Raw genomic sequence first — 22,962 nt, 5'->3', positions numbered from 1 at the left:
GGTCCGGCGGTCCGGCGGTCCGGCGGGGTCAGATGGGCGGCATCTCCAGTTCGAAGTCGATCCGCCGCCGTTCCTTCATGGCGACGGTCGTCGGATGCGTGTCCCCGAACCGCGCGGCGGAACGGCGCGTGATGTCCCGCAGCCGGTCCTCCGCCCCGGCCTCGCCGATGCGCAGCCGGTCGAGCGCGATGTTGTACTCGCCGCAGAGGACCCGGGGATGCCGTTCGCCGAAGAGGGCGAGGAACTCCCGGTGCGCGTGCTCGTCCTCCGCCAGCGCCTCGTCGTACCGCTCCAGCTGGGCGAGGACGCCCGCCACGTCCGCCCGGCAGGCGACCGCCGCCGGGTGCCCGGCGCCCACCCGGCGTTCGAGCGCGGCGAGCGTCGGGCGGCCCAGGTCGAGGGCGGCCAGCGGTTCGCCGTCCAGCCGGCGGGCGATGATCAGGTTGGTCGCCGAGGCGAGCGTGAACGGGTGCTCGGCGCCCAGCGTCGACTGGTAGTTCGCGTGGTTCCGCTCGGCGATCTCCCGCCCCTCGTCGAAGGAGGGGTCGCCCTGCGTGCCGGCCAGCGCGAGCAGGTCGCAGCTGAGGTTCGCCGCGCAGGCCAGCGTCTCGGGGTGCCGGTCGCCGTACCGGCGCCGGTACTGGTCGTACGTCGTACGGGACAGCGCCTCCGCCGCCCGGAACTCACCGAGCCTGCGGCGGGTGACGGAGAGCGAGGCGTCCGTGCGCATCACGTCGGGCGAGTGCTCGCCGGACAGGACGACGTAGTGCTGCCGTGTCTCCAGCAGCAGTTCGAGGGAGCCCTGGTAGTCGCCCATCTCGCGGCGGTCCAGGGCGGCACCGAGCGCGTAGCGCGAGCAGGCGGGGCTCCTGACCCCCAGGGCCTGACGCGCCGTCACATAGGCTTCCTCGGCGAGCACCAGTGCCTCGCGGGGGCGTCCGATGAGGTTGAGCGACACACCGTAGTTGTTGATGGCGCGGAGGGTGTCCGGGTGGTCGTTCCCCACCGAACGGCGGTAGCGGTCCAGGGTGTCCGCGTCGGACTCGCAGGCCTCGGCGTAGCGGCCGAGGCCGTTGAGGTCGGCGCCGACGTTGCGCGCGGTGATCAGGGTGTGGGGGTGGGCGAGACCCAGCTCGGGGTGCTCGCGCTGCCGGCGCAGGGTGTCGGAGTCCAGTTCGTACGCCTCGGCGTAACGACCCATCGAGCGCAGCGGGTTGGCCAGCTGCGCCGCCAGACGGAGGGTGAGCGGGTGGTCGGGACCGCGGTTCTCGGTCCACGCGTCCAGGGCGCGGCGCCCCAGGCCGATCGCCGCCAGGTGGTCCTTGACCAGCCACAGGTTGCGGACCTGGCTGACGACCCACTCGCCGACCTGCGGGTCGGTGCTCTCGACGGCCCCGGAGGGTTCGAGGTGCGGACGCAGTTCCGCGAAGCGCTGGCGCGAGGCGGGACTGTCCTCACCCTGGGAGGGCGAGGGGAGGGCACTGGCCAGCACGAGGTGGGCCTGGCTGCGGGTGCGCACCAGGGCCTCGGGGTCCACCGCCATCCATTCGCGCACCAGGGCCTGAAGGAGCCGGTGCACCTGCAGGGAGCGCCCCTCCAGCCGGGCGAGGGCGTACCGGCTCAGGTCGCGGATGAGGTAACCCATGATCATCGGGTCGCGCAACGCGGCGTCGGAGCGCGCCAGTTCGTTGCGCATGCCGTCGCTGTAGAGCAGGGAGTCGGCGATCGGCTCGGGCGAGAAGAACGAGCACAGTTCCAGCAGGCGGACCGCCGCGGGCCGCTCGGCCCGCAGTCGTTCGACCGACAGCCGCCAGACGGCGGGCAGTTGGGTCTGCTGCTCGAACTCCCCGGCGGGACCGGCGCTCAGCACCTCGCCGACCCGGCTGCGCACCAGGTCCAGGTAGGTGTCCACCGGCATGCCGGTCTCCCGCAGCCACGCCGCGGCGAGTTCCACGGCCATCGGCAGGTCGCCGAGTTCCTCGGCGATCCGGTCCGCGTCCTGACGGGACAGGTTCTCCACCCGGCGCCGCAGCAGCGCGACGCTCTCCGCCCGCCGGAAGACGCCGACCTCGACGGTGGCGGGGCCGCTGTCGGACTCCCGCGCGGTGATGATGATGTGGCCCGGCCCGGTCGAGGGCAGGTAGTCCTCGAGCCGGCGGCCGCCCTGGCGGCCCACCTCGTCGTTCGCCGCGTTGTCGTAGACCAGCAGCCACTTGCCCCGCCGGCCGCTCTGCAGCTCGGCGAGGGTCGCCAGCGCCAGGTCCTCGGCGGTCTCGCCCTGGACGCCCAGCCGTACGCCGAGGTTCGCCAGGCTCTGCGGTACCAGGTCCGTCTGTTCCGCCGGGACCCAGTGCACCAGGTCGTACTGGGCGCCGAAGCGGTGGACGTACTCCAGGGCGATCTGCGTCTTGCCCATGCCGCCGAGCCCGTAGAGGAAGAGGCGGTCCGCGGGGGTGTGGACGTCGTCCAGCGAGTCCTGGCCGAGGTCGTCCCAGAACCTGTCGAGTTCCTGGTCGCGGCCGGTGAACAGGTTGTTGCGGGGCGGGGCCTCGAAGGAGGAGGGGGCCTCGCCCGGGTACCGGGTGCGGCCGGTCACCGGCTCGTTGAGGGCCGGCACCCCGATGAGCGCCGTCACCCGCTCCAGCGCCGTCGCGGCCGTCATCCCCACCAGGGAGAACCCGGGGAGGCTCGCCAGCGCCGTGGGGGTCTGGAACTCGCGGGTCCGCAGGCCGAGGATCCGCGGGCCGTCGCCGCGGCGGTCGGCGGCCTCGACCACGGTGACCAGTTCCTCGGCGACGTTGGTGTTCACGAAGTCCGGTGACAGCAGCGCCAGCACGGTGTCCGCGGCGGTCGCCGGGACCGGCGCCATCGCGGTGGCGCTGCTGGGCCGCAGCGTCACGGTGACGCCCGCAGCCTTGAGCTGGTCCGCGATCCACTCGGCCCACAGCCGGTCCCGCAGGGCGTGGTCGATGCGTACGCGCGGCGTGACGGCGCCGGCCACGGGGACCCGGTCGAACCGCTTGACCAGCGACGCCCGCTGCTCCTCCGCCATGTGCCCGATCGCCGTGACCTCGCCGCGGGTGATCACCGCGGTGAGGCGTTCGTAGGCGGCGAGCAGCGTGCCCTGGTTGCGGATCGGGTCCTTCAGGGTCGCCAGGACCTCTTCGTAGGCGTAGTAGGGGCGGTAGGGGATCTCGATGTCGCCCCAGTAGCGGTCCGGGTCCGGGTGCGCGGACTCGTCCAGGAACTCCTGGAAACGGCTGCGCGCGTGCTGCCGGGCGGTGTCGAGCCGGTCCTGCTCGGCGGGGTCGACGCGCATCGGGACCGGCAGGATCGTCACGTGCGGGGCGAACCTGCGGACGTCGCGGGCGACGTTGGCGCCGCCGTCCACCGACTGGACGTTGAAGGTGAAGCAGTTCACCAGCACGTCGGGCAGCAGGAGCGTGGTGATGCCCGAGGTGTCGCTGAAGCCCGTGCGGCTGTCGATCAGCGCGTAGTCGTAGCCGGCCTGCATGTCCTCGCGCAGGGCGTGCAGGAACGCCTTGCCGTTGCGGTTCTCGTAGAAGCCGCGCCAGTCGTAGGTGTTGACGTTCTCGGAGTACTCGGGGGTGCGGCGGCCCGAGGAGACGAACTCGATGAAGCCGCCGCCGGGGAAGGAGCACTCCAGCGAGTGCGCGTGGCGGTCGACGCGGGCGTACGTGCGCAGGCCGTCCGTCAGGTGCGGGCTCATCCGCTCGAACTCGCGCACGAGGTCGATCACACCGGGTGTGGAACTCAGTTCGGGGTCGCGCAGGAAGGGCGCGAAGTAGCGGTGCAGACCGGGCGCCTCCAGGTCCCAGTCCATGACCAGGACCCGTTTGCCGTTCGTGGCGAGGATCCAGGCGACGTTCGCCATGGCCATCGTGCGGCCCGTGCCGCCCTTGAACGAGTAGAACGTCACTACGGTGCCGGGCCCCTGGGCGCCGGGACCGCCCGAGTCGTGCGTCATGAGGAAGACCTTCCAAGCAGGGGGAACGAGTCGAGGCCACCGGTGGGTGTGGGCAGGCGCTGAGCGACCTGTGCGGACTTCATGGCGTCGTTCTGGGCGCGGACCAGGGCCTTGCGGAGCGCGGCGGTGAACTTCTCCTCGTCGCGCAGGCCCCAGCGCTCCAGTTCCGAGGCGTGGCCGCGCAGCGTGGGCAGCACCTCGTCGAGGGCGGCGTCCAGGTCCTCCGCGTGCTGCCACGACTGGGTGTCGTCCTGGTTGCGCGGTTCCAGCACCGCGGTGCCCTCGGGCACGGCCGCGTCGAGGTCGGTCAGCAGGCGCTGCTGCCGGTCGGCCTTGGCCGCCCAGGCGTCGACCAGGAGGACGACCAGTTCCTCCTGGCGCGGGCCGGCGCCGACCTGCTCCACGGTGCTCTCCTCGAGCGCCAGGACGTCGGGGGCGAGGTCGAGTTCCGCCGCCGTGTTGCAGAGCAGGGAGGCCAGTTCCCCGGGCCGTCCGGGGGCGTACGGGGACCAGTCGACCGGCGTGCTGCCGTAGTACTCGCGGGCGGTCCGCTCCCCCGGCAGGTCGTCGGCCGCGGCGGCGGCCACGACGAAGCTCACCGTCTGCTGTCCCGAGGGCGGCGGCAGGGAGGGCGTGGCCTGACGCCTGCCGGTCGCGTCGAACCCGGCGGCGTCCGGGAGGTGCTGCCCGAGGGCCGCCGCCACCCGGTCCGCGAGGGCGGCCACCACGAGCCGGTAGTCCTCGGCGTAGCGGGCCTTGAGCCGCAGCAGGTGGAGCAGCCCGTCACGGGCGTACGCGGGCGAGTCGGCGGTCAGCGGCCCCTTGCGGCGTACGACGGCGGGCAGCGGCTCCGTGGCCGGCGCCCAGACCACCGGGATGATGGCGTCGGCGCTGCGTCCCGTCCGGGACCACAGCACTTCGGCGCGGTGTTCGAAGTAGGACCACTCGGTGGCGCAGTAGGAGTGGCCGAAATAGCCCGGTGCGTAGAGGGCCACCATGGTGGTCGCGCCGCGCATGCGCTCCACGGTGGCCTCGGGCGAGCGGGGCGTGCCGGACACCCCGACGGACTCGGGCGAGCCGCCCGTACGCGCGGCGACCGCGCCCGCGAGGTCCCGGAACAGGGTCGCCGTCCACTCCTCGTCGACCCCGCGGATGTGGCTCAGGTAGAACCGGCTCATGGTGACTCCGTCGTGCAGGTCGGGACGCCCCGCAAAGAGCGCGGCAGCGGGGACGACTCGATAGGCGCCGACGGCTCACCGTAGGCATCACTATGCGAGCAATAGCGGATAAATACCACATCCGAGCACCACAGACGGGCGCGCATCCGGACCGTCACCCCTTCCTGATCAGGCTTTCCGCACCGCCCGTACGGGCGCCTGCTCGGCGCGCCCGTGCGTTGCGGGGACAAGGGGAGCGGACCCGGTGGGCGGCCCGGCCGGCCACGGGGGCGGCGGGGTACGCGGGCACCGTCGAGGCGCGCCGGAGGTTCAGCCGGACGGGTACCCGCCGTGGACCGTTCGGCCGTGCCGGCGGACGGCGTACGGGCCGTCATGACGCCCCTCCGATCAGAGCGCGGACGTCGGCGGTGACCCGGTCCCTGATGTGTTCGGTCAGCAGTTTGAGATCCGCGCAGTAGACGCTCGGATTGGCGAATCCGCCGGACGGGCGGTAGCGGTGCGCCCGTAACCCTCCCCCGCACAGCCGCACGACGTCGCAGGCGCGGCACTCGGCGGACAGGGAGGCCAGCCCTCGGCCCTGGTCGCGCAGGAGGGGGTGGGCCGCGGCGGTGTCGAAGTCGTCCGCGCCGATGTCCAGGCCGAGGGCGGTGGCGCCCTCGTACGCCGCCTTCAGCGAGTCCGGCTGCTCGATCGAGCCGTCGGTGTCCACGACCACGAACGGCGGGCGGTCGAGTCCCACGGCCTCGGCGGTGGCCCTTCCGCCGAGCACCAGGTCCATGATCGTCTCGAACATCCGGATCCGGGTCTCGCGGACCGGTGCCGCGTACCAGCGGTCGAACACCGTACGCAGCCAGCGGCCGTAGGGGGCCGTCGCGGGGTCGTGGCCCGGGGGCGGGAACTCCCAGGTCGCGTGCGGGAGGAGCAGGTCGATGAGCGGGGGCCGGTGGCTCAGCAGCGCTTCGTAGACGACGAGGGGATCGTTGGCGAGGTCGACCGTGCACAGCAGGCCGCCGTATAAGCCGGCGTTCTCCGCGCGCCGCAAGAGCCCGATCCCCCTCTCGGCAGCAGCGTGGCTGCTGCGGCCACCATGTGTGCGGCGGTGGCGGTCACTGGCGTCCCTGCCTCCGTCGAGGCTCACCCCCACGCGCACACCGTGGCGGCGGAACAGGTCCATCCAACCAGGGTTCAGCAGCGTCCCGTTGGTCTGTGCGGCAAATTCCACGGACGTGATTCCGTGCGCCGCCCCCTGCACCGACTGCAGCAGGTGCTCGACCCTGCCCCGCCCCGCCAGCAGGGGCTCGCCGCCGTGCAGGACGACCCTGACGGACGGCAGCCGGTGCCGCTCCGCGTGCTCGGCGATCCGGGTCGCCAGGCGCTCGGCGAGGGCACGCGACAGCACGGCGGGTTTGTGCTGCCAGCTGCTGTCGCGGAGTTCGTAGACGTAGCAGTACGAACAAGCCAGGTTGCACCGGCCGTGCACCTTCACCACGAACTCGTGGATGGGCCGCGTCGCCTCCATCACCGACCTCCCGCCGGGCCCTCACCCCTCCGGGGTCACAACGAGGAATCGAATCCGGTGTGCGGGTCGGGAGCCTGCTCCGACCGGTCCTCCATGACGCGGAGCAGCGACTTCACCAGTGCGCACGGTGGGAGCGCGCGCAGCCGCTCCGCCTCGATGCGCAGGTTCATGACATCGCCGTGCGCGTCACGTGGTGCCGTTTCCATCGACCAATGCCCCCGGTACCCCTTGCCGCCCACGATGGCTCGATCCTGCCGACGCGTGCGGAATCGGACGTGGCTGGAGCCCTCGGGTGTCACCGCCGGCTCCCCCGTGCTCCTGCTGAAGTGTTCCTTCCAGGGAAGCACAGCGCCACGGACCAGGCCAGACCGCCTCCCGGACACCTTCACACGATCCCCCGCGGCATCGGGCGGCGCACCCGCGACGGAGCGCCGGCACACGACGGATTTCCGGCCGTTCCCGTTCACCGGCCGCCTGTCACCGCGTGCCGCCGTGGCCGTCCCTGTCGCCGCTCCCACCGCGGGCGCCCCGAGGACGCGGTTGACGGATCGTCACCAATGCCTGACGCGAGGGTGGTCCGGGCTCACGACCCGCACCGGTACGGACCGGGGCGTTCCGGCCACTCCGTGCGGACGATCTTCGCCGGTTGTTCACCTGGACGCCCGATTGTGCTGGTCCGGTGGCGAGATGATCGCCTTTCCGACCGTTAGCGCAACGGAGAGACGATGCTCCCCAAGAGAACCTACGCCGCGCTCACGACCGCGGCTGTCGCTGCCGGCACGCTGGTGGCCGCGAGCCCGGCGAGTGCCCACCACCCGCACGTGACGCCGACCTTCCAGCGCACCGCGACCTACCCGGTCTTCCAGAACCGCCCCGCGGGCGAGGACCCGGCCACCGCGACCGTCGCCGAGATCTCGGCGGTCAGCGAGGACGGCCGCACCCTGGTCTACACCGACGCCCTGGCGCGGCGGATCGGCTTCCTCGACATCACCAGGCCGAACAGCCCGCGCGGGCTGGGCACGCTGTCGCTGGCCTCGCTCGGCGACGCCGAGGACGAACCGACCTCCGTGGCCGTGGTCGGCCAGTACGTGCTGGTCGTGGTGAACACCAGCAGCGGCTACGCCACGCCCTCGGGGCGTCTGGACGTCATATCGCTGCGCGACCGCAAGCGGGTCACCAGCTTCGACCTGGGCGGCCAGCCGGACTCCATCACCGTCACCAAGGACAAGCGGTACGCCGCGATCGCGATCGAGAACGAGCGCGACGAGGAGGCGACCCCGCCCGGCGGCGAGGAGGGCGACCTGCCCCAGGCCCCGGCCGGCTTCGTGCAGATCGTCGACCTCAAGGGCACCTCGCCGCAGCACTGGCGCACCCGGGCGGTGCCGCTGACCCGCCCCGACGGCAGCGCGCTGCCCGTGCTGACCGCCGCCGGGATCGTGGAGCCCACCGACCCGGAGCCGGAGTACGTCGCCGTCAACGACCGCAACCAGCTGGTCCTGACGCTGCAGGAGAACAACGGCATCGTCCTGATGGACCTGCCGACGGGCCGCATCACCAAGGCCTTCAGCGCCGGCACGGCCACGGTCCGCGGCATCGACACCGTCAAGGACGGTGTCATCGACCAGACCGGCTCGATCACCGACGTCCGGCGCGAGCCCGACGCCGTCAACTGGATCGACGACCGCTACTTCGCGACGGCCAACGAGGGCGACTGGAAGGGCGGCACGCGCGGCTGGACCGTCTTCGACAGCCGCACCGGCAAGGTCGCCTGGGACGCGGGCAACAGCTTCGAGCGCCTCGCCGTCCGCTACGGCCTGCACAACGAGGACCGCGCGGGCAAGAAGGGCACCGAGCCGGAGGGCGTGGTCGTCGCCACCTTCCACGGCGTGCGGTACGCCTTCGTCGGCAGCGAGCGCAGCAACTTCGTCGCCGTCTACGACGTCAGCCGCCCGACCGCCCCGGTCTTCCGCCAGATGCTGGCCACCACCAACGGCCCCGAGGGGCTGCTGCCGATCCCGTCGCGCGACATGCTCGCGGTCTCCAGCGAGGAGGACGACGCCTCGGTCAACGTGCGGGCCTCGGTGAGCCTGTTCCAGCTGGGCAAGGGCACCCCGTCGTTCCCAAGCGTGGTCTCGGCCTCCGACTCCACCGGCGCGCCGATCGGCTGGGGCGCGCTCGGCGCGCTGTCCGCCGTGCCCGGCCGGCCGCACGAGCTGTACACGGTCACCGACGCGGCGTACTCCGTCACCAAGATCATGACCATCGACACCTCGCGGAAGCCGGCGGTCATCACCCGGACCCTCACGGTCAAGGACGCCGACGGCAAGCCGGTCGGCTACGACGCCGAGGGTGTCTTCGCCCGTCCGCAGGGCGGCTTCTGGCTCGCCGTCGAGGGTGCGACCGGCGACGGCAACAAGCTGGTCCGCCTCGACCGCGACGGCGTGACCCGGCAGGTCGTCACGCTCCCGGCGGACGTGGCCGCGGGCCTGGCGAAGCAGGGCTTCGAGGGCGTCACCGCCACCACCGACCGCCACGGCCGCGAGGTGGTCTGGGCCACCCTGCAGCGTGAGGTCAAGGGCGACCCGGCCGGGATCGTCCGGATCGGCCGCTACGACGTCACGTCGGGCACCTGGAGCTGGTTCGGCTACCGGATCGGCACCACGGACACCCCCGGCGACTGGATCGGCCTGTCCGAGATCACCGCGGTCGGCGACAAGCTCGCCCTGATCGAGCGGGACAAGCTGAACGGCCCCGCCGCGAAGATCAAGCGCGTGTACACCGTCGACATGCCGAAGTCCGCCGCCGCCTCGGGCCCGCTCCAGGTGCTGCCCAAGAAGCTGGCCGTCGACGTGCTGCCCGAACTGCGGGCGACCAACGGCTGGACCCAGGAGAAGCTCGAGGGCCTCACCGTGGGCGGTGACGGCCACGTCTACGCCGTGACCGACAACGACGCCCTGGCCGACGCCACCGGCGAGACGGTCTTCCTGGACCTCGGCTCCGGCAAGAAGGTCTTCGGCCAGCGCTGATCGCCTCCCCGCCCGACCTGACGCGTACGGCCGCCGGTCCACCGGCGGCCGTACGCGTCGGCGGCATGCGGGTCCGCGGCGTGCGGTCCGGCTCGCGGTCAGGCTTCCGGACGGCGCGCGAGGAAGACGAACTCCCTGCCCGGCCGGTCCGGGGCGTCCCGTACGCCGTCGAGGACGTACCCCTGCGCGGCGAGCGCCGCCTCGACCTCCTCCCGCCCGCGGAAGCGCAGGGTCGATATCGAGGTCAGCACCTCACGGCCGGCACCCAGGACGTACGTCCACCGGAACGTCACCAGCGGCCCGCTGACGTCGAGCAGCTCGACCCAGTGCTCCACCGGCCCCGTACCCGGCACGTCCACGACCCGGTGCGACGCGGCGCGGTTCCACTCCTCCCACGCGCGGGCCGCCGGGTCCCGCGTCTCGAACACCAGGCGCCCGCCCGGCCGCAGCGCCTCGTACGCCCCGCGCAGGGTCCGCCGCCAGGCCAAGGGGCCGGCGATCGCCTGGGCGACGTTGGCCGTCATCGTCGCCAGGTCCACCCGCAGCGGCGGAAGCGCCGTGGCGTCGCCGTGGATCCACCGGACCCGCGCGCTCCCCGGCTTGGCCCGGGCGACGTCGAGGGCCGCCCCGGCCGGGTCGACGGCGACGACCTCGACGCCCAGACCGGCCAGTCGCAGTGCGAACACCCCCGTGCCGCAGCCGATGTCCAGCACCCGGCGCACGTCGTGCTCCCGCACCAGCGCGAGGTACGCGTCGAGGTCGCCCCGGCCGGGGTCGTCGAGGGCGTCGTACAACGCCGCGAGCCGCGGGTGCCGGAACTCCTCGTCGGGCATGCGGGGGACGCTACCCCAGGGGAGACCCACGTCACATCCGAGTGCGCGTCACATTTCCCCCGGCTCGTCCGTCATGGCTGCGTAACCGTCACCACGCAGGAGGAGCCCACCATGGAAGCCCGTGTGAACCTGTTCGGCAACGCCCTCGCGCTTACGTTCTTCAAGCACATCAACGCGGCCGGCAGGGTGTCGGCGGAGGCGGGGCTGCCCGCGGCGACCCGGGAGCTGGTGAAGATCCGCGCCAGCCAGATCAACGGCTGCGCGTTCTGCGCCGACATGCACACCAAGGAGGCCGCCGCCGCGGGCGAGACCGCGGTGCGCCTGAACCTGGTCGCGGCCTGGCGCGAGGCCACCGTCTTCACCGAGGCCGAGCGCGCCGCCCTGGAACTCACCGAGCAGGGGACCCGCATCGCCGACGCCTCCGGCGGTGTCACGGACGAGGTGTGGGCGAACGCCGCCAAGCACTACGACGAGGACCAGCTCGTCGCCCTGATCGGCCTCATCGCGGTCATCAACGCCTACAACCGCGTCAACGTCATCAACCGTCAGCCCGCCGGCGACTACCAGCCCGGCCAGTTCGGCTGAGGGAGCGCCCCCCGGTCCGCGGGCGGGAAGCACCGGCCCCACGCCGTCCGCGGCGCGGGGCCGGGGCGCGCCGGGCCGCCGTCGGCCCCTCCGGACACCCCAAGTGCCGCTGCCACGGGCCGGGGACGCCGGGTTGTAGCGTGATGCGGCATGAGGACCAGTTCGCCGCTCTCCGCGGTTCCCCGGCTGGCCGGCGCGGTCGTCGTCGGGGCGGTCGTCGGCGCGGCCGTCGGCGTCCTGGAGGACGGGGCGCTGGGCGTCCTCGCCGGGATCGCGGCGACGGAGGCGCTCTTCGTCGTGACGGGCTGGCTCGTCCTGTGGCCGATGGACGCCACCGCCACCCACCGCAACGCCCGCCGGGAGGACTTCCGGCCCGTCGTCGAGGAACTCGTGGTCGTCGGCGCGGCCCTGTGCGGGCTGCTCGCCATCGTCGTCCTGCTCCTGCGCGGCGGCACGGACCGCGGCCACGCCGCGGCGGCGACGGCGCTGGCCGGGGTGTTCATGGCCTGGGCGGCGCTCCACCTGATGTACGCCGCGCGCTACGGGTACCTCTACTACGCGGCCGCGGCGGGCGGGATCGACTTCAACTCCCCGCACCCGCCGTCGTACCGGGACTTCCTCTACTTCAGCTACAACCTGGGCATGACCTACCAGGTCTCCGACACGGACGTCTCCAGCCCGGCGATCCGGGCGACGGTGCTGCGGCACTCGCTGCTGTCGTACGTCTTCGGCACCGGCATCCTGGCCACCACCATCAACCTGGTCGCCGGGATGGTCACCGGCTGACCACAGCCGAACGCCCCTGTCCCCAGCCCGGCATTCCTGTCACGTCCCGAACCGCCGGCACTTCCGGCTTCCCCGGGGGTGCCGTCGCCGTTCCGGTGCGCGCGGCGCCGGTAAGGGCCGGACGGGGTCAGCGGCCCGGGGCCCGGGGTCAGTTCTCGGAGCAGAAGTCGTCGACCGGCGAGGTGCGCACCCGGGCGAGGAGTCCGCGGAGCACCACGATCTCCTCCGGGGACAGGTCACCGAACAGGCCCCGCTCGACCTCGTCCACCGCGGCCCTGGCCTCCGCCAGGACGCCGCGCCCCCGGTCCGTGATGGCGACGATGTGCCGGCGCCGGTCGGCCGGGTCACGGCGGCGCTCGACGAGTTGCGCGGACTCGAGGTCGTTGAGGATCGCGACCATGATGCTCGGATCCACCTCGAGCGCCGCGACAAGACCCTGCTGCCCCATGGATCCGCACCCGCCGAGCAGCATCAGGGTGGCTCCCGCGCGCGGCGCGAGGCCGCAGGAGCCGAAAGCGCGCCGGACGCGGCTGTCGGCGATGGCGCCGTGCCGGGCCAGCAGGAAACCGAGCTGCTCCAGCGGGTCGCCGCCGGCAGCACCCTCAACCGCGATCTCGTCCACTGCCATGACTCCATCATAGCGCGCCACCAACCATCGTGATCGGCCGGTAATCCATGACCGTCAACGATTACGGCGGCCGTTCACACCCCTTTTCGAAGGTGATGCACCGATCCGGACGAGGGATCTTCGTGCCGGGTTATTCCACTTCTTCCGATTCCTTGCGCGAGGCGATGGTCACACCGCACAAACGATTGACGCCCATCAATCATCTGTTAGGTTCCATCCATCAGCGATTCAGAGCGACGCCGGTCCCACGGATCCAGCGCCTGCGAACCAGGAGCCCCGCCCCGGCGGCCCCGCGGAATCGCCCCCGCACGACGGGGACCGGCCCACCGGCCGGACCGTCGTCCGACGCCCCGCACACCGGGGCACAGCAAGGAGAGAACAGTCATGAACAAGTGGACGCGCATCATCGCCACCTCCACCGCCTCGGTGGCGCTCGCGGGCACCGCCCTGCTCGGCGCCACGGGCTCCGCCTCCGCCGCCCCCCGGCCCACGGGTCAGGAGCGGCAGACCGCGACCATCACCGGCGCGGCGTGGGGCGGCGGGTACGGCGACCGCAGCGGCACCGCCGACCGGCGCTGGAACGACGAGATCACCCGTCACCACTACGACTACGGCCACCACGCCGTGCAGTACTGGCACGGGTACGACGGCAAGCTCTACCGCTTCGACGGCCACCGCCTGGCCCGCTGGAGCCACGGCCACTGGGTGACCGTGTGGCTGTCCTACGGTCACGGACCCGTCCGCTGAGGCCCGACCGGATCCGGCACTCCCCGCCGGAGCGCGCACACCCCCGCGACCGGACGACGTCCCGGCCGCCAGGGCAGGGAGCCACGCCGGTGCCGAGCCGCCCGTCCTCGCACGGCCCGGCACCGGCCGGCCCCCGCCCCCTTCGACGAGACCCGGAGAACACCATGCTCGAGACCACCCCGACGACGAGGTCCGGCGGCCTGCTCACCAACGCCTTCGTGGCGATGCGGCGCCTGCCGACCCCGGCCGCCGCGTCCGGCACCGGACGGCACCGCGGCCGGCCCGCCGGCGAACGCCTCACCGCCGTCGGCACCCCGGGCACGGGCGCCCACCGCCGCCCGCTCGGCGCGTCCGGGTCCGGCACCACGGCCGTCCGCGGCTGAAGCACCGCCGGCGCCGTACCGTCCGGCCCCGGCGCGACGAACCACCGGCCCGTGACCGCACCGGGCCGACGCAGGACGGGACGACGAACTCCCCCGCCGCAGAGCGGAGTCGGCCGTACGTCCGGCGCTCCCTGACGGACCGCCGGCAGGCCCTCCCCGGACGACCCCGGCCGGTCCCACGCTCCGCATGCCGCACGACCCGTGTGCTCCCGGGCAGGCGCCCCGGATCCGAACCCGCGCCCGCGCCGCCCCCGGCCCCTCCGGACCGGGGGCTTTCCGCATGCCCCGGCGCTCCACCGGATCGCCCGACTCCAGCCGCCGTCAGCGGAGTTCGCCGTCGCACATGAAGCCGACTTACTAAAAGTTAGTGACTAATCCTCTCTTTGTCCGGCGCCACCCCGGTGCCCCACGGTGGATCCGTGGGACCCGCACCTCGCCACCCCCCGGCGACGCGGGCCACGGGGCTCCCCGGCGACACGACGCCGGGGAGCCGCCCCACGGGGACCCGAACACGCCTGACGCGACTGGAACTTCACATGGCCACCCTGCTGCACCTCGACTCCTCCCTCCACCCGGGCTCCGGCTCCCGCTCCCGCACCGTCGCACTGAACTTCCGCGACGCATGGCAGGAGCAGCACCCGGACGGCACCGTGCTCCACCGCGACCTCGCCGCGGACCCGCTCCCCCACCTCGACGTGCACGGCTTCTCCGCGGCCTTCGTCGACGCCGCGTCCCGCACCCCCGAGCAGGAGGCCGCCTTCGCGGGACGGCTGACCCTGATCGAGGAACTGGAGCAGGCGGACGCCGTGCTCCTCGGCGCCCCGATGTACAACTTCACGATCCCCTCGACCCTCAAGAGCTGGATCGACCACGTGCTCCTGGTCGGCCGCACGACCGGTGACACCTCCAGCGTGAAGGGCCTGCCGGTCACCGTCGTCGCCAGCCGCGGCGGCTCCTACGCGCCGGGGACCCCGCGGGAGTCCTCCGAGTACGTCCAGAACTACCTGCGGGCCATCCTCGGCGAGTACATGGGCTTCGACCTGGACTTCATCGTCCCCGAGCTGACCGCGGCGGCCTCGAACCCGGCCATGGCCGAGCTCGTCCCGCTGGCCGAGGCCTCGTGGGCCCGGGCGCTGGAGGACGCGACCACCAAGGGCAAGGAGGTCGCGCGGCGGGTCGGGGCCGCCTGACGCCCGGTCGTGTCCCGCCCGGGGACGGGCGGGACACGACCCCGCGCCCGGCCTGGTACCGGTGGGCATAGGAACAGCGATCCGTGGCCGGCCCGGCCGCGTTGACGCAGCCTTGGCCGTGTCAGGCACCCCTCGCACGGCCTCCCGCCACGGCGGCCCCCGCCCGTTCGGAAGATGCGCATGAGCAACCAGACGACCACCACCCATCGCGACGCCGGTGACCACCACCGCCCCGCGGACCCCGCCCCGGCCCCCGCCCCGCGCCGGCAGGAGTCCGGCATCGACGGTCTGGCCCACCTGGTGGACGACCTCGCCCACGCGATGGCCACCACGCCGGAGGCCGTCCTGGCCGGCATGTCGGACGACGTGCTGAACGCGCTCTTCCTCCTGCACCTCCAGGAGGGACCGGGCGACGGCCCCGGGTCCGGCGGCGCCCCGGAACCCGGGCGAGCCCCGGGCGTCGGGTAAGGCCCCCCTCGCCTGCTTACTTTCCTCCCGAAATGTACATTTACATGGTGAACGACCGATTGGCGCTGCTCGCCGCTGTGGAGAAGGGCATCGCCGAGGGCGAGGTGCTCCGGCTGGCGCTGCAGCACGCGGTCGCCGAGCTGGACGGGCTGGGCGGCACGGTCCACCTGTGCGGGCCGATGTCGGCGCTGCGTCTGGTGTCCACGGTCGGCCTGTCACCGGGGTCCGTGCGTCCCTGGGAGATCATCGACCACGAGAGCCCGGCGGTCCCCGCCCGCGCGGTACGCCGGCGCGGCCGCGTGTGGGCCGCCGACGGGTCGGCCGGCGCCGTCCGCCCCGGGCCGGCGGCGGGGAAGGGCTGGCCCGGCACGGGGCTGGCGTCCGTGGCGCTGTCGGACGGCGTGAGTTCCGTCGGGTCGCTGACCGTCGTGACCGGTACGGGCGGGGAGCCCACGGAGGAGCAGTGGCGGTTCCTCGAGGCGGTGACCGCCTGGGCGCAGGAGCGGGTGGACCAGGCCCCGCCCCCGACCCGCCCCACGCACGAGGAGCCCAGCGGCAGCCGGCTGCGGCAGGCCCTGAAGGCCGTCGAGGTGGGCACGTGGGACTGGAACATCCGCACCGGCGAACTCGCCTGGGACGACGCGGCGATGGCCGTCTACGGCACCGCTCCCGCCGACTTCGTGCCCCGGGTCGAGAGCTGGATGAAGGTCGTCCACCCCGACGACCTGCGGTGGACGCTCGCCGCCGCGGAGAAGGCGATCCGGGACCGCGGGGTGTTCGAGGCCGAGTACCGGGTGCGCCGCCCCGACGGCAGCTACGGGTGGACGGAGACCCGCGCCAAGGTCGTCCTGGACGACCGCGGCGAGCCGTACCGGATGATCGGCACGGCGTGGGAGAGCAACGAGTCGCGGTCCGCGCGCGACGCGCTGAGCCGCGCCCTGCGGTACATGAGCGACGGCTTCCTCTCCGCGGACGAGGACTGGCGCATCACCTTCGTCAACCTGGAGGCGGAGGACGTGCTCGGCTCCTCCGAGGAGGAGTTGTTCGGCCGGGTGCTCTGGACGCTGCCCTCGCTCCGGCAGATCTCCGGGCTGGAGTCCCGCTGCCGCGAGGCCGCGGCCAAGGCGGTGCCCACCAGCTTCGACGTCCGGATGCCGGACACGGGCTCCTGCTACCAGGTCCGGCTGGTGCCGCTGCCGGACGGGGTGACGCTCTACTTCACCGACGTCACCGAGCGGCGCAGGCACGAGGCCGAACGCGCCGCCGCCGAACGCGCCGCCGGTGAACGCGCGACCAGGATCGCGGAGCTCACCGCGGCCCTGGCCAAGGCGACGACCTCGCGCGACGTGGTGGACGCCGTCGCGCAGCGCGTCCTGCCGCCGTTCGGCGCCACCGGGCTGCTGGTGCAGGCCCTGGAGGACGGCAGGGCCTACAACGTCGGGTCGGTCGGCTACCCGCAGTCCTTCCTCGACAACCTGCACGGCCGCCCCCGGGGCGCCAAGGACCCGGTGTGGGACGCCATCTCGACCAGCGGCCCGGTGTTCGTCTCCTCGGCGGAGGAGTACGCGGCGCGGTACCCGGCGATGGCGGACCGTCCGCACCTGACCGGGAAGGGGTCGTGGGCCTTCCTGCCGCTGTCCGCGTCCGGGCTCACCTTCGGCGTCTGCGTGCTCGCCTTCGACCGGCCGCGGCGCCTGACGGACGAGGAGCGCACCCTGCTGAGCGCCATCAGCGCCCTGGTCGCCCACGCCCTGGAACGCGCGCGGCTGTACGACGCCGAGCACACCCGGTCCCGGGAACTGCAGAGCGCCCTGCTCCCCCAGCAACTGCCCGGGCTGCCGTCGTGCACCCTCGCCGCCCGCTACCTGCCGACCGAGCAGGGCGCGGACGTCGGGGGCGACTGGTACGACGTGATCCCGCTGTCCGCGGGCCGGGTCGCCTTCGTCATCGGCGACGTGATGGGCCACGGCCTGTCCGAGGCGGTCACCATGGGACGCCTGCGCACGGCGGTCCACACGCTCGCGGGGCTCGAACTGCCCCCCGACGAGATCATGGGACACCTCAACGACATCGTCGGCGGGCTCGGCGCTGACTCCTACGCCACCTGCCTGTACGTCCTCTACGACTCGACCACCGGCACGTGTTCCGTCACCCGCGCCGGGCACCCCCCGCCCGCGGTCGTCCATCCCGACGGGACCGTGCGCTTCCCCAAGGCCGCGCCGAACCCGCCCCTGGGCGCCGCGGAGCAGCCGTTCGAGAGCGTCGAGCTGCAGGTCCCGGAGGAGAGCCTGCTCGTGCTCTTCACCGACGGGCTGGTCGAGTCCTCCGAGCGCGAGATCGACGAGGGCCTGGGCGACCTCGCGCGGCTGCTGACCGCCGCCGATGCCACCGACCTGGGCGCGCTCTGCGACACCCTCATCTCGGGGCTGCTCCCCATCGGGCGGACCACCAGCGACGACATCGCGCTCCTGGTGGCCCGCGTCCACGCGCTCGCCACCGAGCGGATCGCCTGCTGGCCGCTCCCCGAGGACCCACGGGCGGCGGGGACGGCCCGCCGGCTCGTACGGGAGCAACTGGCCACCTGGGGCCTGGAGGAGCTGACGCCGACGACGGAGCTGCTCGCCAGCGAGCTGGTGGGGAACGTCGTGCGCCACGGCAGGGGCCCGATGACGCTGCGGCTGCTGCGGGACATCGACCTGGTCTGCGAGGTCTCCGACGACAGCCTGACGATGCCCCGCATCCGCCACGCGTCCGAGACGGACGAGGGCGGGCGGGGCCTGCAGCTCGTCGCGTCCCTGTCCCAGCGGTGGGGCACCCGCTACACCCCGAACGGCAAGTGCATCTGGACGGCGCAGCAGCTCCCGGACCCCGAGGCCGCCGCGCCGTCGCCGGAACCGTTCGACATCGACGCGGTGCCGCCCCTGCGGTGACCGGCCGGACGGCCGGCTCCCCCGAGGGCCGACGGGGTCAGGACCGCCCGAAGCCGTTGAGGAAGGCGTCCACCACGAGGTCCGCCGCCCGCGGGGGTTCCACCTCGGGGAAGCGGTGGGCGACGGAGTCCACCAGCTGGTCGAGGACCGCCCTCACCCACTCCGGGGAAGCCTCGGTCCGCAGATGGCCCTCGTCCGCGGCGCGTCGCAGGAAGTCGTCCAGTCGCGCGCTCTGCTCCGCGCGCCGGCGGTCGGCGTCGGGGTCCTGCCGCATCATGCGGCGTGTGTCGACGGGCCACTCGCGGCTGACGGGGACGATCCCCTCCACGTAGCGGTGCAGGGCGACGGGCACGGGCGCCTCGGTGAGCCGCGCCTCGTCGAGGACGCGCTCCGCCGAGTCGAGCTTCGCGTGGAAGACGGCGTTGAGCAGGGCCTCGCGCGTGGCGAAGCGGCGGTGGACGGTCGTCCGGTCCACCCCCGCCGCGGTGGCGATGGCGGACATCGAGGTGCCCGGGTCCTCGGCCAGCAGCCGGGCCCCGGTGCGCAGGACCACGGCGAGGTTTCGTGCGGCATCGGCTCTCATGATGGCGCCATCGTAACAGCGAGTCGCAATTAGACGTACATCACCCTCACGGCCGCTGCATCCGGAATTGATAGTGCTACGTTGGTGTTGCAGTTACTCGACGAGCTTCCACAGTGATCCCGGTTCCGCCCATCGGCCCGGGAGCGCTCGTCACAGGACAGGAGGAACCTTCCATGGCACGTACCTGGCTGATCACCGGTGGTTCGCAGGGCCTCGGCAGGGCCCTCGCCGTCGCGGCCCTGGAGGCGGGCGACCGGGTCGCGGTGACCTCGCGCAGGCCGGAGGCGCTGGCGGACCTGGCGGAGGCACACCCCGGGCGGCTCCAGAGCCTCGCCCTGGACATCACCTCGCCCTCGCAGGCACGGGACGTGGTCGCGGCGGCGGTCGAGCGCTTCGGCGGCCTCGACGTCGTGGTCAACAACGCGGGCTACGCCACCAACGGCACGGTGGAGGACTTCCCGGAGGACGAGTTCCGGGCGCAGGTCGAGGCGAACCTCTTCGGCGTCGTCAACGTGACGCGGGCGGCACTGCCCGTACTGCGCGGCCGGCGTTCGGGACACTTCGTGCAGATCTCCTCCATCGGCGGCCGCGTCGGCGGCACGCCGGGCCTCAGCGCCTACCAGACCGCCAAGTTCGCGGTCGCGGGCTTCTCCGAGGTGCTGGCGAACGAGGTGGCCCCGCTCGGCATCAAGGTGACCATCGTGGAGCCGGGCGGCATCCGCACCGGCTGGGCCGCGGGCGCCGCGCTGACCTCGGGCCCGATCGGCGCCGACTACGAGCAGACCGTCGGCCGGTGGCAGGAGCGCTTCACGGCCTACAGCGGCCACGAGCCGGGCGACCCGGCCCGCATGGCCCGGGCGATCGTCGACGTCGTCGGCGCCGCGGAGCCCCCGCGCCGCCTGCTGCTCGGCAGCGACGCCCTGGAGATCGCGCTGGGCGCGGAGGAGGCGCGGCTCACGGAGGCCAGGACGTGGGCGCACGTCAGCCGCTCCACGGACCACCCCGCCGCACCCCTGTCCGCGTGACCCCGCGACCCTGCCCGCCCTCCCCCTCCGTCCCGACCCCTCGCCCCTCGTACCTCGCCCCTCGTACCGGAAGACGTGACTGATGAACGTTCGCGACATGCTCTACATCGGCGGCTCCTGGGTGACCCCCAGTGACCCGGACCTCCTCCTCGACATCCGCTCCCCGCACGACCAGTCGCTCCTCGGCCGGGTGGCCCAGGCGGCCGACGCGGACGTGGACGCGGCAGTCGCCGCGGCGCGCGAGGCCTTCGACCACGGACCGTGGCCGCGCACCGACCCCAAGGAGCGGCAGGAGGTGATCCGCCGGGTCAACGCGCTGCGCGAGGCCCGCGCCGACGAGATCGCGGCGGCCATCTCCGCCGAGAACGGTTCGGCGGGCTGGTTCACCAAGGCCGGCCAGCCGTTCCTGACGCGTCAGGTCGAGGCCTACCTCAAGGCAGCCGCGGAGCTGGGCTGGGAGGAGGTCCTCGCCCCCTCCGACCCCTCGGTGGACTTCGACACCGTCGTCAGGCGCGAGCCCGTCGGCGTGGTCGCCGCGGTCATCCCCTGGAACTCGCCCTTCTCCGCGGCCACGGCCAAGCTGACCCCGGCCCTGCTGGCGGGCAACACCGTGGTGCTGAAGGTCTCCCCGGAGAACTCGCTGAGCATGATGCTGCTGGCGGACCTCTTCCACGAGGCGGGGCTCCCGGACGGCGTGCTCAGCGTGCTCCCCGCGGACCGGGAGACCAGCGAGCACCTCGTCTCCCACCCGGACGTCGACAAGATCGCCTTCACGGGGTCGACCCGCGCCGGGCGGCGCATCGCCTCGATCGCCGGCGAGCAGCTCAAGCGGGTCAGCCTCGAACTGGGCGGCAAGTCCGCGGCCGTCGTCCTGGAGGACGCCGACCTGCCCGCCGTGATGCAGGGGCTGCGCTTCGGTTCGCTGGCGAACAACGGCGAGGCCTGCATCCTGCAGACCCGGATCCTGGCTCCGCGCAGCCGCTACGAGGAGGTCGTCACGGCCCTCAAGGAGATGGTGGAGTCGCTGAAGGTCGGCGACCCCTCGGAGCCGGACACCTTCATCGGGCCCATGATCCGCCGCGACCAGCAGCAGCGCGTGATCGACTACATCAAGCTGGGCATCGAGGAGGGCGCCCGCCTGGTCACCGGCGGTCCCGAGGTGCCGGCCGGTCTGGAGAAGGGCCACTACGTCACGCCCACGGTGTTCGCGGACGTCGACAACGGCATGCGCATCGCCCAGGAGGAGATCTTCGGCCCCGTGCTGGTCGTGATCGCCTACGACGACGAGGACGAGGCGGTGCGGATCGCCAACGACTCCGACTACGGCCTGTCCGGCGGCGTATGGAGCGCGAGCCCCGAGCGCGCGCTGGCCGTCGCACGCCGGCTGCGCACCGGGACCGTCACCCTGAACGGCTCCCCGATGAGCTTCGACGGCCCGTTCGGCGGCTACAAGGCGAGCGGTATCGGCCGCGAGTACGGCGCGGTCGGCCTGACCGGCTACGTCGAGCACAAGACGGTCACCCGCAGGCGGTGACCGTGCGGCCGCCGGGCCCGGACGGTGCGTGGGGCGCCCCGGGCCCGGCGGCCACCGGTTGGGGCGGGGCCACGCTCGACGGGTCCGGGTCCGGGTCCGGGTCCGGGTCCGGGTCCGGTCGGTGTCAGGGCCGTCGGCGTCAGGAGCCGTCGGCGTGCAGGTTCTTGACCTTGATCCAGTCACGGCTGCGGCGACCGGGCAGATACGTACTGGTCAACCGCTTCGCCACCACCCCGTCATACCCCTCCTGCCGGATGTAGTGCAACGCCTCACTCGCCATCGCCGGCCAGTACGGCGGCACCACCACCCGCTCCCCCGACACCCCCAGATCATCCAGCAACGCCCGCCGCGCCGTGTACGGCGCATGCAACACCGGCTCCCCCAAGTACAAGATGTCGTACACCACCAACCGCACCGGCATCGCCTCCGCGGCCTCCGCCACCGCCGCCGGATGCCGCAGACTCATCCGCCGCTGCAACCGCTCCACCGACACCCCACCATGCTTCCCCAACGCCACCACCTCCCCGTCCAGCACCCCCACCAGACCCGGCGGCAACACCCCCGCCAACCCCCGCAACTCCGGATACCCCCCCGTCACGTCCTGCCCGATCCCCGACACCAACCGCACCTGCCCGTCCCCCGGCAGGTACACCAGCACCCGCGCCCCGTTGAACAACGGCTCGAACCCGTACTCCGCCTCCACCTCCGCCCCCGGCAACGGACCCGCCACCGCCAGCATCGGCGACCACGCGGGCAGATCCGACCGAGCCACCGACCCCGCAGGAACACGCGTACCCATATACACCAGCATCCCCCCACACCCCCCGACCGGCGAATCAAACACCGCACGTCCCGGGCGGCGTGGACCCGCTCCCGGCCGGGCGGGCGGGGAGCGGGTCCACGCGGGGCGCGCGGCGATCAGGCGGGCGCGCCGCTGAACTTCGGGTTCGCGCCGTACTCGTTCTCCGAGGGCCCGCCCTCGATGCAGAAGAAGACCAGCAGGACGATCGCGCCGAGGAACGGCACGAGGCCGATCAGCAGCCACCAACCGGACCGACCGGTGTCGTGCAGGCGGCGGACGGAGACGCCGAGCGTGGGCAGGAGCACCGCGAGCGCGTAGACCGACTGCAGGTAGTCGAAGCCGATGGCGCGGCCGACGAACAGCAGCACGATGCTGATCACCAGGTTGACCAGCGCGAACATCCAGTACTCGGTGCGGCGCGCGCGCCCGCCGAAGACGGCGTACTTCCTGAGCACGTCCAGGTACCAGTGCATGCGGAACCCCCCAAGGTCGACGACCCGATGCCCGTCCGGAGCGGGCGGGCAGGCGGAATGTACGGTTTTGTAGTGCACCAGTCAAGACATTCGGCGGGAATCCGATGGTGGAGGAACCCGGTCCGCTCCCTGACGGTGCGGTCCTGCCGTCCGGGTGGCGGGCCGTCGGTCATACTCCGCGCTTTCGGGGGTAGACGGGGCGCGAACGGCCGGGCCCACCGGCACGCACACCCACAGCGGAGGTCCACCGATGTCCCCCCAGCCCCGAACGGGTCGGCCCACGG

General features: G+C 73.0%; 19 protein-coding genes. 10 read left to right on the top strand and 9 right to left on the bottom strand.

Annotated features, from left to right (window positions below):
- Window positions 1–28: 28 nt before the first annotated feature.
- The 4 genes from fxsT to ABZ479_RS19615 form a co-directional block, all read right to left on the bottom strand.
- Window positions 29–3,988, bottom strand: coding sequence for an FxSxx-COOH system tetratricopeptide repeat protein (gene fxsT, locus ABZ479_RS19630; protein WP_500462760.1), 3,960 nt, complete (start codon window positions 3,986–3,988; stop codon window positions 29–31).
- The gene (gene fsxC / locus ABZ479_RS19625) at window positions 3,985–5,166 is read right to left on the bottom strand and encodes an FxsC protein (protein ID WP_500462759.1); all 1,182 of its coding nucleotides are present in this window, start codon (window positions 5,164–5,166) and stop codon (window positions 3,985–3,987) included. The genes fxsT and fsxC overlap by 4 nt, the downstream gene beginning before the upstream one ends.
- A gap of 370 nt (window positions 5,167–5,536) precedes the next feature.
- Window positions 5,537–6,685, bottom strand: coding sequence for an FxsB family cyclophane-forming radical SAM/SPASM peptide maturase (locus ABZ479_RS19620; RefSeq protein WP_500462758.1), 1,149 nt, complete (start codon window positions 6,683–6,685; stop codon window positions 5,537–5,539).
- Window positions 6,686–6,720: 35 nt separating this feature from the next.
- Window positions 6,721–6,855: a hypothetical protein gene (locus ABZ479_RS19615; protein ID WP_500462757.1), complete on the bottom strand. Its 135-nt coding sequence runs from the start codon at window positions 6,853–6,855 to the stop codon at window positions 6,721–6,723.
- 555 nt (window positions 6,856–7,410) lie between these two features.
- On the opposite strand from ABZ479_RS19615, the gene ABZ479_RS19610 reads away from it, so the two are divergent.
- Window positions 7,411–9,711 carry an esterase-like activity of phytase family protein gene (locus tag ABZ479_RS19610; protein WP_500462756.1) on the top strand — a complete coding sequence of 767 codons (2,301 nt, stop codon included), beginning with the start codon at window positions 7,411–7,413 and terminating at the stop codon, window positions 9,709–9,711.
- Window positions 9,712–9,809: 98 nt separating this feature from the next.
- Here ABZ479_RS19610 and ABZ479_RS19605 read toward each other — a convergent pair whose 3' ends face one another.
- The gene (locus ABZ479_RS19605; RefSeq protein ID WP_500462755.1) at window positions 9,810–10,544 is read right to left on the bottom strand and encodes a class I SAM-dependent methyltransferase; all 735 of its coding nucleotides are present in this window, start codon (window positions 10,542–10,544) and stop codon (window positions 9,810–9,812) included.
- A gap of 111 nt (window positions 10,545–10,655) precedes the next feature.
- Here ABZ479_RS19605 and ABZ479_RS19600 point away from each other — a divergent pair, with 111 nt between their 5' ends.
- On the top strand, window positions 10,656–11,129 hold the full coding sequence (locus ABZ479_RS19600) for a carboxymuconolactone decarboxylase family protein (protein ID WP_500462754.1): 474 nt from the start codon (window positions 10,656–10,658) through the stop codon (window positions 11,127–11,129).
- 150 nt (window positions 11,130–11,279) lie between these two features.
- Window positions 11,280–11,915: a DUF1345 domain-containing protein gene (locus tag ABZ479_RS19595; protein ID WP_500462753.1), complete on the top strand. Its 636-nt coding sequence runs from the start codon at window positions 11,280–11,282 to the stop codon at window positions 11,913–11,915.
- Between the two features lie 148 nt (window positions 11,916–12,063).
- Here the strand turns inward: ABZ479_RS19595 and ABZ479_RS19590 are convergent, their stop codons facing one another.
- Window positions 12,064–12,543 (bottom strand): MarR family winged helix-turn-helix transcriptional regulator, encoded by a 480-nt coding sequence (locus ABZ479_RS19590; RefSeq protein ID WP_500462752.1) that lies wholly within the window; start codon window positions 12,541–12,543, stop codon window positions 12,064–12,066.
- A gap of 384 nt (window positions 12,544–12,927) precedes the next feature.
- Here ABZ479_RS19590 and ABZ479_RS19585 point away from each other — a divergent pair, with 384 nt between their 5' ends.
- From ABZ479_RS19585 to ABZ479_RS19565, 5 genes are all read left to right on the top strand, one after another.
- Complete coding sequence (locus ABZ479_RS19585; protein WP_499600951.1) at window positions 12,928–13,290, top strand: hypothetical protein; 363 nt, start codon at window positions 12,928–12,930, stop codon at window positions 13,288–13,290.
- Between the two features lie 164 nt (window positions 13,291–13,454).
- Entirely contained in the window at window positions 13,455–13,673 is a 219-nt protein-coding gene (locus ABZ479_RS19580) for a hypothetical protein (RefSeq protein WP_500462751.1), read from the top strand.
- Window positions 13,674–14,209: 536 nt separating this feature from the next.
- Window positions 14,210–14,863 carry an FMN-dependent NADH-azoreductase gene (locus ABZ479_RS19575; RefSeq protein WP_500462750.1) on the top strand — a complete coding sequence of 218 codons (654 nt, stop codon included), beginning with the start codon at window positions 14,210–14,212 and terminating at the stop codon, window positions 14,861–14,863.
- Between the two features lie 180 nt (window positions 14,864–15,043).
- Window positions 15,044–15,331 (top strand): hypothetical protein, encoded by a 288-nt coding sequence (locus tag ABZ479_RS19570; protein ID WP_500462749.1) that lies wholly within the window; start codon window positions 15,044–15,046, stop codon window positions 15,329–15,331.
- A gap of 32 nt (window positions 15,332–15,363) precedes the next feature.
- Window positions 15,364–18,261, top strand: coding sequence for a SpoIIE family protein phosphatase (locus tag ABZ479_RS19565; RefSeq protein ID WP_500462748.1), 2,898 nt, complete (start codon window positions 15,364–15,366; stop codon window positions 18,259–18,261).
- A 37-nt stretch (window positions 18,262–18,298) separates the two neighbouring features.
- Here the strand turns inward: ABZ479_RS19565 and ABZ479_RS19560 are convergent, their stop codons facing one another.
- On the bottom strand, window positions 18,299–18,844 hold the full coding sequence (locus tag ABZ479_RS19560; RefSeq protein ID WP_499600946.1) for a TetR/AcrR family transcriptional regulator: 546 nt from the start codon (window positions 18,842–18,844) through the stop codon (window positions 18,299–18,301).
- Window positions 18,845–19,017: 173 nt separating this feature from the next.
- Between ABZ479_RS19560 and ABZ479_RS19555 the strand changes: the two genes are divergently transcribed.
- Together ABZ479_RS19555 and ABZ479_RS19550 are read left to right on the top strand one after the other, a co-directional pair.
- On the top strand, window positions 19,018–19,869 hold the full coding sequence (locus ABZ479_RS19555) for an oxidoreductase (protein ID WP_500462747.1): 852 nt from the start codon (window positions 19,018–19,020) through the stop codon (window positions 19,867–19,869).
- Between the two features lie 82 nt (window positions 19,870–19,951).
- Complete coding sequence (locus tag ABZ479_RS19550) at window positions 19,952–21,403, top strand: aldehyde dehydrogenase (RefSeq protein WP_500462746.1); 1,452 nt, start codon at window positions 19,952–19,954, stop codon at window positions 21,401–21,403.
- Between the two features lie 139 nt (window positions 21,404–21,542).
- Here ABZ479_RS19550 and ABZ479_RS19545 read toward each other — a convergent pair whose 3' ends face one another.
- Both ABZ479_RS19545 and ABZ479_RS19540 read right to left on the bottom strand, forming a co-directional pair.
- Entirely contained in the window at window positions 21,543–22,214 is a 672-nt protein-coding gene (locus ABZ479_RS19545; RefSeq protein WP_500462745.1) for an ATP-dependent DNA ligase, read from the bottom strand.
- Window positions 22,215–22,321: 107 nt separating this feature from the next.
- Window positions 22,322–22,678 (bottom strand): DUF805 domain-containing protein, encoded by a 357-nt coding sequence (locus ABZ479_RS19540; protein ID WP_499605053.1) that lies wholly within the window; start codon window positions 22,676–22,678, stop codon window positions 22,322–22,324.
- Window positions 22,679–22,962: the final 284 nt, after the last annotated feature.

The sequence above is a fragment of the Streptomyces sp. NPDC005722 genome, assembly GCF_040630935.1.
GTDB lineage: Bacteria > Actinomycetota > Actinomycetes > Streptomycetales > Streptomycetaceae > Actinacidiphila.
Note: the sequence above shows the minus strand (reverse complement) of the source record. Positions and strands in the feature narration are given on the sequence as shown.